At 69.4% G+C, this 16,898-nt stretch carries 19 protein-coding genes; 2 read left to right on the forward strand and 17 right to left on the reverse strand.

Annotated features, from left to right (window positions below; translation table 11 throughout):
- Positions 1-7: 7 nt before the first annotated feature.
- The 13 genes from recO to DL991_RS19980 form a co-directional block, all read right to left on the reverse strand.
- The gene (recO, locus tag DL991_RS19920) at positions 8-769 is read right to left on the reverse strand and encodes a DNA repair protein RecO (protein ID WP_125785847.1); all 762 of its coding nucleotides are present in this window, start codon (positions 767-769) and stop codon (positions 8-10) included.
- A 49-nt stretch (positions 770-818) separates the two neighbouring features.
- On the reverse strand, positions 819-1,253 hold the full coding sequence (locus DL991_RS19925) for a CD225/dispanin family protein (RefSeq protein WP_125785848.1): 435 nt from the start codon (positions 1,251-1,253) through the stop codon (positions 819-821).
- A 38-nt stretch (positions 1,254-1,291) separates the two neighbouring features.
- Positions 1,292-1,771, reverse strand: coding sequence for a CD225/dispanin family protein (locus tag DL991_RS19930; RefSeq protein ID WP_125785849.1), 480 nt, complete (start codon positions 1,769-1,771; stop codon positions 1,292-1,294).
- A gap of 54 nt (positions 1,772-1,825) precedes the next feature.
- Positions 1,826-3,010, reverse strand: coding sequence for an RDD family protein (locus DL991_RS19935; protein ID WP_125785850.1), 1,185 nt, complete (start codon positions 3,008-3,010; stop codon positions 1,826-1,828).
- A 147-nt stretch (positions 3,011-3,157) separates the two neighbouring features.
- Positions 3,158-3,610: a DUF2752 domain-containing protein gene (locus DL991_RS19940; protein ID WP_125785851.1), complete on the reverse strand. Its 453-nt coding sequence runs from the start codon at positions 3,608-3,610 to the stop codon at positions 3,158-3,160.
- Entirely contained in the window at positions 3,607-3,957 is a 351-nt protein-coding gene (locus DL991_RS19945; RefSeq protein ID WP_007034859.1) for a CD225/dispanin family protein, read from the reverse strand. Before DL991_RS19945 ends, DL991_RS19940 begins: the two co-directional genes overlap by 4 nt.
- 25 nt (positions 3,958-3,982) lie before the next feature.
- Positions 3,983-4,324: a CD225/dispanin family protein gene (locus tag DL991_RS19950; protein ID WP_125785852.1), complete on the reverse strand. Its 342-nt coding sequence runs from the start codon at positions 4,322-4,324 to the stop codon at positions 3,983-3,985.
- Positions 4,325-4,480: 156 nt separating this feature from the next.
- Positions 4,481-5,380, reverse strand: a complete 900-nt coding sequence (era, locus tag DL991_RS19955; protein WP_125785853.1) for a GTPase Era — start codon at positions 5,378-5,380, stop codon at positions 4,481-4,483.
- Positions 5,380-5,706 carry a cytidine deaminase gene (locus DL991_RS19960; RefSeq protein WP_125785854.1) on the reverse strand — a complete coding sequence of 109 codons (327 nt, stop codon included), beginning with the start codon at positions 5,704-5,706 and terminating at the stop codon, positions 5,380-5,382. The genes era and DL991_RS19960 overlap by 1 nt, the downstream gene beginning before the upstream one ends.
- Positions 5,699-7,051 (reverse strand): hemolysin family protein, encoded by a 1,353-nt coding sequence (locus tag DL991_RS19965; protein ID WP_125785855.1) that lies wholly within the window; start codon positions 7,049-7,051, stop codon positions 5,699-5,701. The genes DL991_RS19960 and DL991_RS19965 overlap by 8 nt, the downstream gene beginning before the upstream one ends.
- Positions 7,052-7,053: 2 nt before the next feature.
- Positions 7,054-7,608 carry an rRNA maturation RNase YbeY gene (ybeY, locus tag DL991_RS19970; protein WP_125785856.1) on the reverse strand — a complete coding sequence of 185 codons (555 nt, stop codon included), beginning with the start codon at positions 7,606-7,608 and terminating at the stop codon, positions 7,054-7,056.
- A complete protein-coding gene (locus DL991_RS19975; protein WP_125785857.1) occupies positions 7,605-8,690 on the reverse strand; it encodes a PhoH family protein in 1,086 nt (361 codons plus the stop codon). The genes ybeY and DL991_RS19975 overlap by 4 nt, the downstream gene beginning before the upstream one ends.
- Before the next feature lie 114 nt (positions 8,691-8,804).
- Complete coding sequence (locus tag DL991_RS19980) at positions 8,805-9,155, reverse strand: histidine triad nucleotide-binding protein (protein WP_125785858.1); 351 nt, start codon at positions 9,153-9,155, stop codon at positions 8,805-8,807.
- Positions 9,156-9,337: 182 nt separating this feature from the next.
- Between DL991_RS19980 and DL991_RS19985 the strand changes: the two genes are divergently transcribed.
- Together DL991_RS19985 and DL991_RS19990 are read left to right on the forward strand one after the other, a co-directional pair.
- Complete coding sequence (locus tag DL991_RS19985) at positions 9,338-10,651, forward strand: hypothetical protein (RefSeq protein ID WP_125785859.1); 1,314 nt, start codon at positions 9,338-9,340, stop codon at positions 10,649-10,651.
- A complete protein-coding gene (locus tag DL991_RS19990; RefSeq protein ID WP_125785860.1) occupies positions 10,648-11,637 on the forward strand; it encodes a glutamate ABC transporter substrate-binding protein in 990 nt (329 codons plus the stop codon). The genes DL991_RS19985 and DL991_RS19990 overlap by 4 nt, the downstream gene beginning before the upstream one ends.
- 46 nt (positions 11,638-11,683) lie before the next feature.
- On the opposite strand, the gene DL991_RS19995 is transcribed toward DL991_RS19990, so the two are convergent.
- The 4 genes from DL991_RS19995 to DL991_RS20010 are packed head-to-tail and all read right to left on the reverse strand — an operon-like array spanning position 11,684 to position 16,835.
- Positions 11,684-12,334, reverse strand: a complete 651-nt coding sequence (locus tag DL991_RS19995) for an FHA domain-containing protein (RefSeq protein WP_125785861.1) — start codon at positions 12,332-12,334, stop codon at positions 11,684-11,686.
- Between the two features lie 3 nt (positions 12,335-12,337).
- Positions 12,338-13,615, reverse strand: a complete 1,278-nt coding sequence (locus DL991_RS20000; RefSeq protein WP_125785862.1) for a VWA domain-containing protein — start codon at positions 13,613-13,615, stop codon at positions 12,338-12,340.
- A complete protein-coding gene (locus DL991_RS20005; RefSeq protein WP_125785863.1) occupies positions 13,612-14,604 on the reverse strand; it encodes a PP2C family serine/threonine-protein phosphatase in 993 nt (330 codons plus the stop codon). The genes DL991_RS20000 and DL991_RS20005 overlap by 4 nt, the downstream gene beginning before the upstream one ends.
- Positions 14,595-16,835 (reverse strand): serine/threonine-protein kinase, encoded by a 2,241-nt coding sequence (locus tag DL991_RS20010; protein WP_233598914.1) that lies wholly within the window; start codon positions 16,833-16,835, stop codon positions 14,595-14,597. Before DL991_RS20010 ends, DL991_RS20005 begins: the two co-directional genes overlap by 10 nt.
- Between the last annotated feature and the right edge of the window lie 63 nt (positions 16,836-16,898).

Consider the following 16,898-nt stretch of genomic DNA (forward strand, 5'->3'; position numbering starts at 1 on the left):
TGCGACCCTACTGCGCTCCGGTGGTGCTCTCCCGAGCACGCCTCTCCACCAGCGGCAGCGAGCGCAACTGACGCTCCAGATGCCACTGCAGATGCGCCGCGACCAGTCCGGACGCGTCACGCCGCGGCACCGGCTGCGACGCTTCGGCCACCGGCCATTCGCCGTGCAGAAGCGCCGCGAGCAGGGTCAGCACCTCCTGGGAGGGGTGCACACAGCCGGGAACCCGGCAATCCGGGCACATCGAGCCGCCTGCCGACACGCTGAACGCCTTGTGCGGACCCGGCAGGCCGCATCGGGCGCATTCGGTGATCGCGGGTGCCCAGCCGGCATAGGCCATGGCTCGCAGGAAGAAGGCGTCGAGCACGAGGGAACTGTCACGTTCACCGCCCGCGAGAGCGCGAAGGGCGCCGACGACGAGCATGTAGAGCTTGAGCACCGGCTCGCCCTCTTCGGCGGACAACCGGTCCGCCGTCTCGGCGATGGCGCTCGCGGCGGTATAGCGCTGGTAATCGGCGACCAGCGGAAGGGCGAAGGCGTCGACCGTCTCGACCTGGGTGATCACGTCCAGGGAGCGGCCGGTGTAGAACTGGACGTCGACGTGGCCGAACGGCTCCAGCCGCGCCCCGAAGCGCGATGAGGTCCGACGCACGCCTTTCGCGACCGCACGGACCTTGCCGTGCCGCCGCGTGAGCAGGGTGACGATCCGGTCGGCCTCACCCAGCTTGTGCGTCCGCAACACCACCCCGGTGTCGCGATAGAGGTTCACCACCCCGACATCGTCCCACCCGGGACCGACATCGGGGTGGTGCGCCCCGGAATCAGCAGTAGCGGCCGTAGCAGCTGGGCACGGACGAAGCCGCGACGATCGAGATGATGATCATCACGATGGCGAAGACGCAGCCGAGGCCACCGATGATCGACGCGATCATGCACATGGTCCTCGTGGACCGCGACGCGTCCGCGGCGGCGGCGTAGTTGCCCTGCATCTTGTAGGTGTTGACCTCGTTGGACTTCATGATCGCGAAGATCGCGATGATCCAGCAGAGGAAGATGCAGCCGATCGCCCAGCCCTTGTAGTCCTTGATGGCGTTGATGTCGCCACCGCCACCGGGCATGCCGCCCGGGGCGCCGTAGGGAGAAGGCTGGCCGTACGGAGCCGGCTGACCGTAGGGGGCGGGCATGCCGCCGGAAGGCGGCCCGTAGCCGGGCTGCTGCTGTCCGTAGGGCTGCTGCTGGCCGTAAGGGTTGGTCATGAAAGTGGTCCTCGTTGTTCTTTCGTTCTACGGTCGGACTAGAACGCCGTCGCGGCGGCCAGGATGATCCAGAGAATGGAGAAGAGGCAGCCGACACCGCCGATGATCGACGCGATCATGCACATGGTCTTCGTCGACTTCGACGCGTCCATGGCGGCGGCGTAGTTGCCCTGCATCTTGTAGGTGTTGACCTCGTTGGACTTCATGATCGCGAAGATCGCGATGATCCAGCAGAGGAAGATGCAGCCGATCGCCCAGCCCTTGTAGTCCGGGATCGAGTTGATGTCGCCACCGCCGCCGCCGGGCATGCCACCCGGAGCGCCATACGGCGCGGGCTGACCGTACGGAGCGGGCTGGCCATAAGGCGCCGGCTGGCCGTACGGCATCGGGTTCGCACCGGACGGCTGACCGTACGGCGCGGGCGTGGCGCCGGACGGGGGTCCGTATCCGGGCTGAGGCTGCTGGCCATAGGGCTGCTGCTGGCCGGGGCCGGGCTGCTGGCCGTACGGGTTCGTCATCGGGTTCCCCACTTGTGTCGTGCTTCCCGGCGGGTGGATCCCGCCGGTCGTTCCTTACTGCTGCGGTGTGCCGGGCCCATTCGACCCGTCCGCTCCTGGCAACTGCTGCCTCAGCTGCTCCGGCGTGATCTTCTGCGTCGGCTCGGCTTCGTCGAACCCGGACGGCGCCTGCTGAGGTGGCTGGCCGGGGCGAAGGACCTGCGTCGGCTCGGCCTCGCCCAAGGCCGGTCCCGGCTGGGACTCCGGGGACGGCGCCGCGGTTCCCTGCGGCTGCTGCCCGAACGGCTGGGACGGCTGCTGCCCGGACGGCTGCGGCTGCTGAGCCTGCTGCCCGAACGGAGAAGGCTGCTGCTGCGCGCCGAACGGCTGCTGCTGCGGCGGCTGCTGGCCGAACGGCGAGGGCTGCGCGGGGAGCGGCGGCTCGGGGAATCCCGGCGCCTGGCCGAACGGCGCCGACGCGGGCGCGGCTGCGGCTTCGCCCGGCACCACCACGGTGCTGAGGATCTTGTCGGCGAACGTCTGCTTCTTCTCGTCCCACAGCGGCCAGAGGTAACCGAGACCGCAGACCCAGCCGTCCAGGTTATGGCACAGGTCCCGGACGAAGGCCATCAGCGGGCCGATCGGCTGCCCGTCGCTTTCGCGGACGAGCTTGATGTTCACCATCTTCTTACCGAGCGACTGGCCGGTGGTGCCCATCTTGATCCACCGGTTGTAGACGGTCCAGCCGATGCCGGCGAGGTAGCCGATGGCGGAGATGATGCCGCCGATGAGCGAATTCGCGTTCGTGGCGATGATGGCGCCGATGATCGGAAGCACGAAGATCGGCGCGAAGTCGATCAGGGTCCCGGCCGCGCGCAGGCCCCAGTGGGCGTAGTCGGTCTGCGGGCCGAACTGGGCGGCCGACCCGAACGGCGAGGGCTGGCCCTGCTGCCCGAACGGCGAAGACTGCGGGGGTTGCTGCCCGAACGGCTGCTGCTGCTGCGCGCCGAACGGCTGCCCCGGTTGCTGCGGCTGCTGACCGAACGGAGCCTGCTGAGGTTGCTGCCCGAACGGCGAGGGCTGCTCGCCCTGGGGAGCCTGCTGCGGTTGCTGCCCGAAGGGCGAGGGCTGTTCTCCCGACGGCGGCTGTCCGAACGGCTGCTGCGGCTGCGGTGACTGCAGCTGCCCGTCCCCCGGCGGGGGCCCGGACCCGGGCGGCGGCTGCTGTCCCGGCGGCTGCTGGCCGTAGGGAGTGGTCATCGAAATCCCCTCGCTGGTTCCTCGCCCCTGGCGCACGAGGCCTCGTGCGGCGACCCGGGCTGAATGTACGGCATGGGTATACGCCGACCAGACCGGTGCGCGGGAGCGTACTCGGTACCACCGACGATCCGGGCCTCGGCCCGGCACTCAGACGTAGAGCGAGGTGAACGGGGCGAAGGGCAGGTTACGGATGATGAACCAGACGACGAACACGACGCCGAACGCGAGCGGTGTCCAGCGCCAGTGCAGCCAGCTGTTCACGGCCCGGCCGCGAAGTCTGCCCACCGCCCACGCGGCTGTGCTCCAGACGAGCAGCAGAACGACCACAAAGGACACCGCGTTGTAGTGCAGCGCGGCGGGGATGTCCCCGTGCAGCGCGCTGTAGACCATGCGCATGCCACCGCAGCCGGGGCAGGCGATGCCCAGCAAGGACTTGGTGGGACAGACCGGAAGCGGTCCGCCGGGAGTGGTGGGATCACCCAGCCAGAGGACGACGCAGCCGAGGCCGGCGCCTGCCGCGATGGCCAGGGGCGGCCCCAGCGCGCGGGCCCTTGCTTTGAACCCGCGCGCCGGGAATCCCGTGTAGACGGACGTCGTCACGGCGTGAAGCTTCCCGCCGACGCGCCGATGATGACCATCACCACGATGAAGATGATGTACAGCAGGAAAAGTCCACCGGTGGCGATCGCTCCCCACATGGACCACTTCTTCGCGTCGTCGGCGGCCTTCTGGGCTTCCGCGTGGAAACCCTGTGACCACAACGTCTGCACCTGGCTCGACTTCACGATCGCCACGATACCCAGCGGCAAGCAGCACAACACCGTGCAAAGAATGGCCCACACCAGGTTGTTGTCCGGCGGGGGACCGTAGTTCGGCATGCCGCCGTAATACGGCTGCTGCGGCGGAGGTCCGCCCGGGGGCGGGTAGTTCGGGTACTGGTCGGTCATGAGGTCTCCCCCTCGATCGCCGGGATCAGCGGTAGTTGTTCACGTCCACCGAGGCCGCGAAGACTCCGAGAACGACGACGAGGACAACGTACAGAACGATGATGATGCCACCGACGATCGCCGCGATGATCGACCACTTCTTGGCGGCATCGGCCGCTTCCTGCGCCGCGGCGGGCTGGCCCTGCGCCCAGAGGGTGTTCACCTGGTTCGCCTTGACGATGGCGACGATGCCGAAGGGCAGGCAGCACAGGATCGTGGTGAGGATGGCCCACACCAGGTTGTTGTTGGGCGGCGGGCCGGGGTTGTTGAAGCCGCCACCGCCCTGAGGGTCGCCGGAGTAGTTGGGCAGGCCCTGGTTGTCGGTCATTTACCGCTTTCCCTTCACGAATGAGATGCAGAACTGCGACCCGGGCGCGCCGCCCGATCAGCGATCACCGGAGTCAAGGGTTGAGACTCTAAGGTCACCCGTCCGGTTCCACATCATCAACCGGTCTCCGCGACCGAATCGAGACATTCCGTTCAGTCAGAAGCCCAGCCGTCGCAACTGACGGGGGTCGCGCTGCCACTCTTTGGCGACCTTGATGTGCAGGTCGAGGTAGACCTTCGTGCCGAGAAGCCCCTCGATCTGCTGCCGCGCGCGGGCGCCGACGTCCTTGAGCCGCTCACCCTTGTGCCCGAGGATGATGCCCTTCTGGCTCGGTCGTTCCACATAGAGGAACGCGTGCACGTCGATCATGTCGTCTCTGCCCTCGTGCGGCAGCATTTCCTCGACGGTGACGGCGATCGAGTGTGGAAGCTCGTCCCGCACACCCTCCAGCGCGGCCTCGCGGATCAGCTCGGCGACCAGGGTCTGCTCGGGCTCGTCGGTGAGTTCGCCGCCCGGATACAGTTGCGGGCCTTCGGGAAGGTGGCGTACCAGCAGATCCGAGAGCGCGCCGACCTGGAAACCGTCCACAGCGGACACCGGAATGAGTTCGGCGAACTCCATGACCTCCTGCAGGGCGAGCAACTGCTCGGCGACCTGCTCGGGTTTCACGAGATCCGTCTTGGTGACGACACCGATCACCGGGGTTCGCTTGGCGATCTTCTTCAGTTCGGCGGCGATGAACCGGTCACCGGGACCGACTTTTTCGTTGGCGGGCACGCAAAGCCCGACAACGTCCACTTCGGACCATGTCGAGTGGACGATGTCGTTGAGCCGCTCGCCGAGCAGTGTCCTCGGCCGGTGCAGCCCCGGCGTGTCGATGATCACCAGCTGGGCGTCGTCGCGGTGGACGATGCCGCGGATGGCGTGCCTGGTGGTCTGCGGTTTGCTGGAGGTGATCGCCACCTTGCTGCCGACGAGCGCGTTGGTCAGCGTGGACTTGCCCGCGTTGGGCCGCCCGACGAAGCAGGCGAAACCGGAACGATGCGGCTCGGCCATCAGCTCAGCACCTTGCCACTGGGATCCGCGAGATAGACCGGGGCCTTTTCGGCGATGTCGCGCACTGCCTGCACGGACGCCTCCTTGAGCAGCCCTTCGGCGGTGACCACGACGGCGGCCTCGATTCCTTCGGCTCCGCTCGAAACGGCGGCGGCGACGGCGGCCTGCAGCGCGGTGAGTTTGAACGACGGCTGGTCGACCGTGCTCGCCGCGTAGGTGCGGCCGTCGGTGTCGCGAAGCGCGGCACCCTCGGCGGCCTGGGTGCGGGCTCGCGCGGACCTGGCCAGGGTCACCAGCTTCTGGTCCTCGGCGTCCAGCTCAGGCATGTTCGACACTCCTGTCACTTTCATCGGACTGCGGGACCCGGGTCCGACGCCTGCCCTGGGCTGCGTCGGTCACCGCGTCCGCGTCGGCGGGGTGGACGACCACCGTGGTGATCCGCATCCGCCCGCGCCGATCCTTACCGCCTTCGGCGAACAGCCGAAGTCCGGCGACCTCGGCTTCGGCCCCCGGCAGCGGGACCCTACCCAGTCGCTCCGCGAGCAGTCCGCCCACGGTCTCCACGTCATGGTCTTCGAGATCGATCCCGAACAGTTCGCCGAGGTCGTCGATCGAGAGCCGGGACGAGACGCGGACCGCGCCGTTTTCGAGTTCTTCGACCTCGGGACGCTCGTCGGTGTCGGATTCGTCGGTGATCTCGCCGACGATCTCCTCGAGGACGTCCTCGATGGTGAGCAGGCCGGCGGTGCCGCCGTATTCGTCGACGGCGATCGCCATGTGGTTGTGCGAGACCTGCATCTCCTTGAGCAGATCGTCGAGCCGCTTCGAGTCCGGCACGAAGCTCGCCGGGTTCATCAGCTCCTCGACCTGCCGCTGCGAACCACCCTCGGCCATGTACGCGGGCATGAGGTCCTTGATGTTGACCACGCCGACGACGTCGTCGACGGAGTCGCCGATCACCGGCAGCCGGGTGAACCCGGTGCGCAGGGCCAGCGCGAGCGCCTGGCGCACGGTCTTGTCGTGCTCGATCCAGACGATCTCCGTCCGCGGCACCATGACCTCGCGCGCGACGGTGTCGCCGAGTTCGAACACCGAGTGGATCATCTCGCGTTCGGATTCCTCGACGACGCCGCGTTCCTGGGCGAGGTCGACGAGCTCACGCAGTTCGACTTCGGACGTGAACGGACCTTCGCGGAAGCCGCGGCCGGGGGTGATCGCGTTACCGAGGACGATCAGCAGCCTGCTGAGCGGGCCGAGGATCGAGCCGAGGACGCGGACGGGACCCGCGACGACGAGACCGATCCGGTACGGGTGCTGGCGGCCGAGGGTGCGCGGGCCGACCCCGATGAGCACGTAACTCACCACGACCATCACCCCCGCCGCGACGACGATGGCGAGCCACAGCGGCCGGATCCAGCGGAGGATGTCGACGGTGACCAGCACCGTCGCGGTCAGCTCGCAGGTCATCCGCAGCAGCAGGATCAGGTTGATGTGGCGGCGGCGTTCGGCGATGACCAGCGCGAGCTGACGCGCGCCGGGGCGGCCGAGCCGGACGAGGCCGTCGGCACGGGCCTTGGAGACCGTGCTGACCGCCGCGTCGGCGGCCGCGAACACCCCGGCGAGCAGGATCAGCGCGATCGCGATGACCAGCAGGGCCGTGGGACTACCCATTTCTAGGCGGGGGGTTCGTCGGCGGGCACGGTGTCGAGACCGGCGGTGCCGAGGAGCCTGTCGTCCGCGGTGCGCTGCGCGTCGCGCCTGTTCACCGCGGCCACGGCGGCCTGGAACTCGCCGAGGATCCGCTTCTGCAGACCGAACATCTCGCGTTCCTCGGCGGGTTCGGCGTGGTCGTAGCCGAGCAGGTGCAGCACCCCGTGCGTGGTGAGCAGGTGCAGCTCGTCCATCAGCGAATGGCCCGCCGTCTTGGCCTGGTCCTTCGCGAACGCCGGGCACAGCACGATGTCACCGAGCAGCGCGGGCGAGGCGTCGGGCGCGTCGGGGCGGCGCGACGAGTCGAGCTCGTCCATCGGGAAGGCCATCACGTCGGTGGGACCGGGCAGGTCCATCCACCGTTCGTGCAGGTCCTCCATCACCTCGAGGGTGACCAGCAGGATGGACAGCTCGGCGAGCGGGCTGACCTCCATCTTGTCGAGCGCGAAGCGGGCGGCCGACACGATCGACGTCTCGTCGACGTTCACGCCGGACTCATTGGCGATCTCGATGCTCATGACCGCCGCTGCCCCTTCCAGCCGTTGCCCTTGTCCTGGCTGTCCTGCAGGGCCTGCCACTTCTCGTACGCGTCGACGATGTCGCCGACGAGCCTGTGCCGCACCACGTCCTGGCTGGTGAGCTGGGCGAAGTGCAGGTCATCGACACCTTCGAGGATGTCGCGGACCACTCGCAGGCCGCTCTTCTGGCCGGTGGGGAGGTCGACCTGGGTGACGTCACCGGTGACGACGATCTTGGCGCCGAACCCGAGCCGGGTGAGGAACATCTTCATCTGTTCCGGCGTGGTGTTCTGCGCTTCGTCGAGGATGATGAAGGCGTCGTTGAGGGTGCGGCCGCGCATGTACGCGAGCGGCGCGATCTCGATGGTGCCCGCCTGCATCAGCCGCGGGATCGACTCGGGCTCGACCATGTCGTGCAGCGCGTCGTAGAGCGGGCGCAGGTACGGGTCGATCTTCTCGTTGAGCGTTCCCGGCAGGTAGCCGAGGCGCTCGCCCGCTTCGACCGCGGGGCGGGTCAGCACGATGCGGGAGACCTGCTTGGCCTGCAGCGCCTGGACGGCCTTGGCCATGGCCAGGTACGTCTTGCCGGTACCGGCGGGGCCGATGCCGAACACGATGGTGTGCTTGTCGATGGCGTCGACGTAGCGCTTCTGGTTGAGCGTCTTGGGCCGGATCGTCTTGCCACGCCGGGAGATGATGTTCATGCTCAGCACTTCGGCCGGTGACTCGTGGTCACCGGTGGAGAGCATGCCGACGGTGCGGCGAACGGTGGCCGGGTCGACCTGCTGGCCGCGGCCGGCGAGCGTCACGAGTTCGGCGAAGACACGTTCGGCGAAGGCGACGTCGGCGGGAGCGCCGGTCAGGGTGACCTCGTTGCCCCGGACGTGGACGTCGGCGGCGAGGAGTTCTTCGGCGACGCGGAGGTTTTCGTCCCTCGAGCCGAGCAGGCTGAGCGCGGCGGCGTCGGGGATGGGGAATCGGGACTGGGCCGCTTCGATGACAGCGGCCTCGTCGGCCTTCGTCGGGGTGACGTCCGTGGGAACGTCGGGTCGGGCGGCTTCACCCGGTACGGTTCCGGCCACGTGGCCTCTGGCCTACTTCCTGCGCTTACGCTGCGATTTTCAACGACAGTGACAAGGTCGATGTTACTGGTTGCGGGTGCCGGCACGCAGTCCGGTTTCCGCAGGCCGCGCGCTTCAGCGTCCGAAATGCCCCAGCTGCTCGCCGCCGAGCACGTGGGCGTGCACGTGGAAGACGGTCTGCCCGGCGTCACGGTCGGTGTTGAAGACCACCCGGTACCCGGATTCGGCGATCCCCTCGAGTTCCGCGACCTTCTTGGCGGTGGCGGTCACGTCGGCGAGGAGCCGCGGGTCCGCGGCGGCCAGTTCGGCGACGTTCCGGTATCGCTTCTTCGGCACCACGAGCACGTGGACCCGCGCCTGCGGCGCTATGTCCCGGAACGCATAGGTCGTGTCGTCCTCGTACACCTTGTCGGACGGGATCTCGCCCGCGATGATCCGCTCGAACAACGTCTCCGCGTCACTCATGACCTCACCCTATCCCCACTCCCACCCCCGTCAGGAGGCTGCGTGTGGTCGTAGGGCGACACGCGTCGTGAGTGCTTCAGGACGACGGGAACCGTTGACACCATTGTGACCTTGGAAGCGCCGAACTCGGGGTGTTGTTCGCCGCCTGCCGGTTAAGATCGGCTGCTTGCAGGGGGGTACTCATGACGACCCAGACTCTCGCCGCGCCGCCGTCGGCCGGTGGTACCACCGGACCACAACGGTCCCGCTTGGCGCGATGGACCGGGCCGCGCACGCCGGCGCGGCTACGGCGCATCGGCATCGTGTTGACGCTCGCCAGCCTGGTGACCGCCGTGATCAGCCTGGTCAGCGGCATCTCCAGGGCCGGCGCGATCGACGACGCGGGAAACCGCGACGCGTCGTTGACGCAAGCCGCGGGCGAGATTTACCAGGCGCTCGCGGACGCCGACGCGATGGCCACCAGCGGCTACGTCTCGTCCGGCCAGGAGCCGCCCGCGATCCGCGCCCGCTACGACGCCGACCTCAGCCGCGCCGGCCGGCGACTCGCGGAGGCGTCCCGGCTGATCACGCCGGACGATCCGGCCGCGAAGCCGCTGGACGTCATGATCACCGGGCTGCCCGCCTACACCGGGCTGATCGAGACGGCGCGCACCTACAACCGGCAGGGACTGCCGCTCGGCCAGTCCTACCTGGCGCAGGCGTCCACTCAGATGCGCACCCAGCTGCTGCCCGCCGCCCAGTCGTTGCGCCACACCGAAGTGAGCGCGCTGAACGCCGACTACCAGCGGGCCAGCGCCCTGCCGATCGCGGTGGTGGTGTTCGGGCTGGCGCTGCTGTTCATCGCGCTCGACTTCTCCCGGAAGGAGTTCCGGCGGACCCGCCGCAGGCTGAACCCCAGCGTCGCCGCCGCGTGCTGCGCGGTCGTCGCCGGGCTGCTGTGGTGGACGGTGGCCACGGTGTCCACCGGCAACGCGCTGGCCGACGCCAACGAGGCCAGTGACGCCGCGACCGCACTGGACGAGGCCAGCACACTCGTCCTGCAGGCGCGCAGCAACGAGAGCCTCGTGCTGGTCGCCCGCAGTGGCGGCAGCGCGTCCGACGACGATTTCACCGGCCAGATCGACCGACTGCTGGCAGGCGACGGACCGCTGGCCGTCGCCGGGGCCAACGGTGTGGACGTCGCCGGTATCCGCGAGGCGACCGGCACCTGGGTCGACGCGCACAAGAATCTGCGGAAGGCCGACGACGAGGGCCGCTACGCCGACGCCCTACAGGCCGCCGTCAGTACCGACGAGGGCAGTTCGGGTTCCGCATTCACCGTTCTGGACAAGGCTGTCGGCGACGCGGGCGACACCGCGCGGGCCCGGCTGTCCGCCGCGACCGGTGACGCGGGCGACGCAAGCGCATTGCTCGGGTTCGGCCCTGCCGTGTTGTTCGCGTTGGCGGCTGCCGGATTCGCGATCGGTATCGCACGCCGAGTGGAGGAGTACCGATGACCGGCCCGGTGAAAGCCACGATCAACGTCCGGCGGCCGGTGGTCGTCCTCGCCGTCGCTGCGGTGTTGTCGCTGGGCAGCATCGCCGTACCTTCGTTGCACGGCAACGAATCCGTGGCCGTGGCTACCGACGACTCAGGCACCAAGGCGCCGTCGGCGAAGCGGCAGGAGTGCGACACCGTCAAGGACAGCCTGCGCCCGTCGGGCTCGTTGCCGTCGCCCGGCGCCATGCCGTCCGGCTCGACCATGGCGAAGATCCAGCACCGCGGGCGCCTGATCGCGGGCGTCGACCAGGGCAAATACCTGCTCGGTTACCGCAACTCGCAGACCGGACGGCTCGAAGGCGCCGACATCGACATCGTCCGCATGATCGCCCAGGCGATCCTCGGCGATCCGGACAAGGTCCAGTACGTCGTACGCGACGTCGCCGACCGTACGCGCCTGATCGAGCAGGGCCAGGTCGACGTCGTGGTCAACACGTTCAGCGCGACCTGCGACCGGCAACGCACGGTGGAGTTCTCCACCGCCTACTACGACGCGACCCAGCGACTGCTGGTCCCGGCGAAGTCCGGTGTGGACGGAGTCGAGCAGCTGGCAGGCAAGAAGGTCTGCACGTCGATCGGCTCCACCACCGAGGTCGTCCTGCGTAAACCCCAGTACGGGCTGGACGTGGTCACGCTGGCCGGTATCCCCGACTGCACGGTCGCGTTGCAGCAGGGCAAGGTCGACGCGGTGTCCAGCGACGACGGCATCCTCGCCGGAATGGCCGCGCAGGACCCGCAGACCAAGGTCGTCGGACAACCGCTGGCCAACGCCTACTACGGCGTCGGGATGGCGCCTCAGCAGCCGGACCTGGTGCGCTTCGTCAACAAGCTGCTCGAACGCGACCGCGCCAATGGCAGTCTCGCCGCGAGCGCCCAGAAGTGGCTGGGCGCCCAGCTGAACCCGGTACCGCCGATCCCGGCGGCCCGCTATCGCGACTCGTGAGTGGTAAGTCGCGTCAGAACGCGACTTACCGCTCACGACCACCTGACTAGGTTCGTTCCAAGGTGATCACGGTCCACGCACCGAGCCGGATCGGCACCCCTGCCGGAACCTCGACCGGGGTGTTGGGCTCGATCACGTCGGTCGTGTCACCGACCGACGTTCCGTTGGTCGAACCGAGGTCGACGACGTCCCAGCCACCGTCGGACCGGGCCACCAGCACGGCGTGCTGCGCGGACACGCCCGGATCCAGTGGCGGGCCACCGAGGTCGATCTCCGGGTTGGTCCCGCGCGAACGGCTTTGCCTGCCGATCCCGACCTGATCGCGGTCCAGCTCGAACCGGCGTTCCGGGCAATAGAGCGGAAAGTCCATCTCCGCCGCTTCCGAACCCTCACGGCGGCGGACCTCGTCGAACCAGGCGCGGTCCGCCCGCACCACCGCCGTCCAGCGCGACCGCACCGCCTGGGCATCGACGGGAGACGGCGAAGGCGCGGGCAGGTCGTTGTCGAACCCGCATTCCTCGCAGAACCTGCCCTCTCTCGGCACCTCGCAGCGGGCGCAGGTCATCCCTCCGGGCCCCGGTGCCGACGTATCCGATGCAGCCGGTTCTGCCGGTGGCGGGGCGGCCCCGAGCACGAGGCCACAGACGTCGCAGTAGTCGGTGGCCGTCGAGTCGTGCCCGGCCGCGCATACCGGCACGGGTCAGCCCTCGCCGCGGACCCGGCTGGTCCGCCGCGATCGGATGTCCAACTCCATCTCGGCCTCGTTGGAGACCTTGCCCTTCAGCCGCACGGTGCCGGTCGCCGCGTCGTCCACGTCGACCACCTTCTCCAGCATGTCGAGCTTGTCCCGGTCGCCCGCCGCGGTGGCCAGCGCGACCGCGCGACCGAGGCGCGCGGTGGCCGTGCGCTCGTCGCCGTCGCGGCGGGCGGCGAGCCCCTGCTCGACGGCGTCCGCGTACTCGGACTGTCCGGTGTAGTGCGCGACCTTCCTGCTGACCTTGGCCGACAACGCGTCGTCGTCGGTCCACACGGCCCGGATCAGGCCCTGTGCAAGGGTTTCCGTGGAGCCGCCGCGGACGACCATCGCCCGTCCGGCGAGCATCTCCGCCCCGACGGCCTGTGTGAGGACCTCGACGCACACGTGGTACTCGCGGCTCTCCGCGCCCCACGCGCCGAGCGGGTAGTCGCCGTGCAACGGCCCGGTCTGCACTCGTTTCGCGGTCAGGTCCTCGACCTCCGGCGCGACCTGCTTGACGAACTTGATCTGCGCGCCCTTCGGTGTCCACAGCCGCAACGACACGTCCGCGACCCGTTTACCCATGGCCGAGTTCATGATCGCGTGGAAGTCCGCGGCCAGGTTCTCCGGCTTCGCCACGATGTCCACCGTGCCCAGCAACGCGGACGCGATCTTGCGTACCTCCGCGACCTTCCAGTCGGTACCGACGCCGCGGCAGTCACAGCTGAACACGCCGGTGCACTCTTCGATGGCCTGCTCCAGCACACCGGGGCCGTCGCCGTTCTGGCCGTCGGTGAGCAGCAGCGCGTGCCGGATCGCCCCCGGATGCTGCTCGGCGATCTGCCGTGCGAGGCGCAACCAGTTGGAGAACGCGGTGCCCCCGCTCGCGGAGAGCTTGCGCACCGCCGTCGTGGCTTCGGCCCTGGTCTGGGGGTCGGCCCGCGCCGCGCCCCGTTTCGGGTAGATCTGCCGCGCGCTGGTCGCGCCCGAGATCACGGCGAACAGCACACCGTCGCGGAGCTGCTCGATCGCGACCGCGGTGGCCGCGCGCGCCGAAGCGATCCGGTCGCCCTGCATCGACCCGGAGGTGTCGATGATCAGCATCTCCAGCGCCTCGGTGACCACCGAGGGAGCGGCGTCCCCGGTGGCGGTCACCGACACGACCGCGTCCACCCGGGTCGCCCCCGCCGAAAGATAGGCGTTCTGGTCGACGGCGACGACGAACTCTGCTTCTGCACTCATACCTGTTCCCCCTCCAAAGGGATGACTACGACGCTGATGTTGTCCCGGCCGCCGGCGGCCAGTGCGAACTCGGTGAGCCGCTCGGCGACCGCCAACGGTGTCGCCCCTTCCCCCGCACCCGCCACGAACCCGCCGATTCGCTCGGCCTCGGGCACCTCGTTCCACAGGCCGTCCGAGCAGACGAGCAGGGTTCCGGCGCCGTCCTGGTCCACGGAGACGACGTCGGGATCGGGCAGCATGTCCGGGCCCAGCCAGCGGGTGATCGTATGCGCGCGGCGGTCGGCGAACGCGGACGTCTCATCCATGAGCCCCTCCGCGACGACCTCGGCGGCCCACGAGTGATCGCGGGTGAGCAAGCGGCTGTCCGGACCGGCGAGCCAGTACGCCCGAGTGTCGCCGACCCAGCCGACGGTCACCCTGCCGTCGGCGACGTAGGCGGCCACAAGCGTGCAGGATGGTCCGTCCGGCGAGGGATTCGGACCGTCCAAAGTGGCCACGGCGGTGCTCGCGGCCGCCACCGCCGCGCGGACCCGGGCGACCGGTTCCACCGGCGCGTCCCCGCTGAGCAGTACCGCCAAAGCCACCTCGGACGCCGTTCGCGCCGCGCGTTCGGGTCGCCTCGTGGTGGACACACCGTCACACACCACGGCGGCGGTGCTCCCATCGAGCAGGCGGCCGAGCGCGATCGCGTCCTCGTTGCGGCGATGAACCATACCCCGGTCGCTGACCCCGGCCAAGGAGCCGAGGTCGATGCTCGTCCGATCGGCAGGGTCCGGCAGGCGCAACCCGCACTCGTCGCAGTACTCGGTCGTGGTCCCACTCACCGTGCCGCACGCCGGACACTTCCGCGCGGTCTCCTTCGTGACGGTCTCGACGGAGGTGCTTCCCTGGCGCAGCAACGAACCACCGCACGCCTCGCAGAACCGATCGCCGTGCCCGACCGGTTCGGCGCACGCCGGGCACTGGCTGGTCCGTACGGTCACACCCATGACACCGGCCGGATGGCGTTGGCCAGATCGACCAGGTCGACCCGGATGTCTTCGTCGGTGGTCAACCGAGCGCCCGCCCTCAGCTCGGTCTCCAACGCGGCCCGCACGCCATGCTCGGTCCAGGGGCAGCCGAGCAGCGGCGGGCGAGCCTCGCCGGTCTTCGTGACCAGCGGCAACGCGGCCTTGAACACCGATGCGCGGACCTCGTGCCCGGTGGCCTGGTCCAGGGTGAGCCTGCCGACCCGGTCGGCGGCGGCACGCAGCGTGCCCTCGTCGATCTGGCCGCCGATCATCACCCGCACGGCGACGGTCTGCGCGGTCATGTATTGGCTCGAGGTCGGCGCGACCGTGTCCAGCGCGGCGAGTGCCGCCGCGGGCTGACCGGCACGCAACGCCACCCGCGCCTGGCCGAACGCCGCGTCGGCGATATCCGGGTTCGCCCGGTTGACCTGCAGGTAGTAGCGGCCCGCCACGGCGTCGTCGGCGGCGTATTCCGCTGCCGCGGCCAGCGCCAGTTTCGGCGCGGACTCGCCGGGCAGCGTCGCGAGCACGGTGTCGAACGCCGTGGTCGCGGCCCGCGCGTCACCCCCGGTCAAGGCCGCCACCCCGGTGAGCCAATCGCCGCGCCAGTCACCGGGTAGGTCGGTTCGCAAACGCTGCAACGCTTCATGGGCCGAACCGACGTCGCCGAGTTCCAGGTGCGCGCGAATCACCCGCAACCGCAGCTCGACGCTGGGTGTCGGGGTACCGGCCGCGAGGCGCAGGATCTCCTCGGGCGCCGCCGACGACACCGTGGCGAGCAGCCCGGCCGCCGAGTCGGTCGTGTCCACGAGCGGAACCGGCAGCGCTTGGGCGACCGCCACCGAGCCGGGGCGGCCGGGTGCGCCCACGTCGCCCAGCAGGCCGATGCCGAACACCGATCGCGACGGACCGAACAACGTGGACACGCCGGGGCGTGCTTTGCCGTCCTCGACGGCAAGCACCTCCCGCAGCACGCCGTTCAGCTGATCGGCCATCTCCTCGGCGGACGCGAAGCGCCGCATCGGATCAGGATCGGTGGCGCGTAGCATCACCCGGTAGAACGACTCGTGCTCGGCGAGCAGCCTGCTGGTCGCCGGGTCGGGCAACGGCACCGGCTTGCCGGCACGCAACGGCGAGATACCCAGCGCCATCACCATGAGCGTGCGCCCGACGGTATGGATGTCGGCGGCAGGCGACGGTCCCTCTGACTCGAAGTCCGGTGCTTGATAGCCGGGCGTGCCGTACCAGTCGAAACCGTCGGCGTTCTCGAACGGCACGACCGCGCCCATGTCGATCAGCTTGAGCCGGCGTTCGTACTGGATCACGTTGTCCGGTTTGAGGTCGCAGTAGGCGAGGCCCTGGCTGTGCAGGTAGCCGAGCGCGGGCAGGATCTCCAGGCCGTAGGAGATGACCTGCGGCAGCGGCAGGGGCGCGAGGCGCTGGCCGACGGTCTTGCCGCTGTCCTCGACGAGCTTGCGCAGCGACGAACCGCCGACGTACTCCATCACGATGTAGCCGATGGGTTTGCCGTCGTCGTCGGGATGCTCCACGAAGTTGTGGATCATGACGATGTTCGGGTGGTTCACCTCGGCGAGAAACCGCCGCTCGGCCTCGGCGGCCGCGCGCGCGGCCGGGTCGTCGATGTCGAGCAGTCCCTTGAGCACGACCCACCGGTCGTTGACGTTGCGGTCGGTGGCGAGGTAGATCCAGCCGAGCCCGCCGTGCGCGAGGCAGCCCTGAACGAGGTACTGGCCGCCGACGAGCGTTCCCTCGGTGAGCGACGGCACGAAGTTGAACGGTGTGCCGTCCCTGGGGCAGAACCCGCGCAGCCGTCCGGGTTGCCCGTCTTTGCCGCGGCCGACGGGCTGGTCGCATTTGCTGCAGTACCGCTTGCTCTCGGTGACCTGCGGGTCTTTGAGGATGGCCGCGACGGGGTCGACCTTGGGCACCGCGGGGACGTCGACGAGCCCGGCGCCGAGACCGCCGCCACGCCGGGACGAGGACTGGGCGGCCGAGGCGGCGGAGGTCCGGCGCGACGCGCGGCCGCTGAGCCTGCTGGCCGAGGACGAGGCGGCGGTCTCCGACCTGGCGGAGGTCGCGCCGGCCATCCCACACGTATCGCAGTAGCCGCCATCGATCGCGCCGCCACAACCCGGCTGCGAACACGCCCCACCCGACACCGGCTGCGACACCGGCGCGGTCACACTCACCGGCACCGCACCAGCCATCCCACACGTGTCGCAGTAGCCGCCATCAATCGCGCCGCCACAACC

It is taken from the genome of Amycolatopsis sp. WAC 01375, assembly GCF_003947325.1.
Lineage (GTDB): Bacteria > Actinomycetota > Actinomycetes > Mycobacteriales > Pseudonocardiaceae > Amycolatopsis.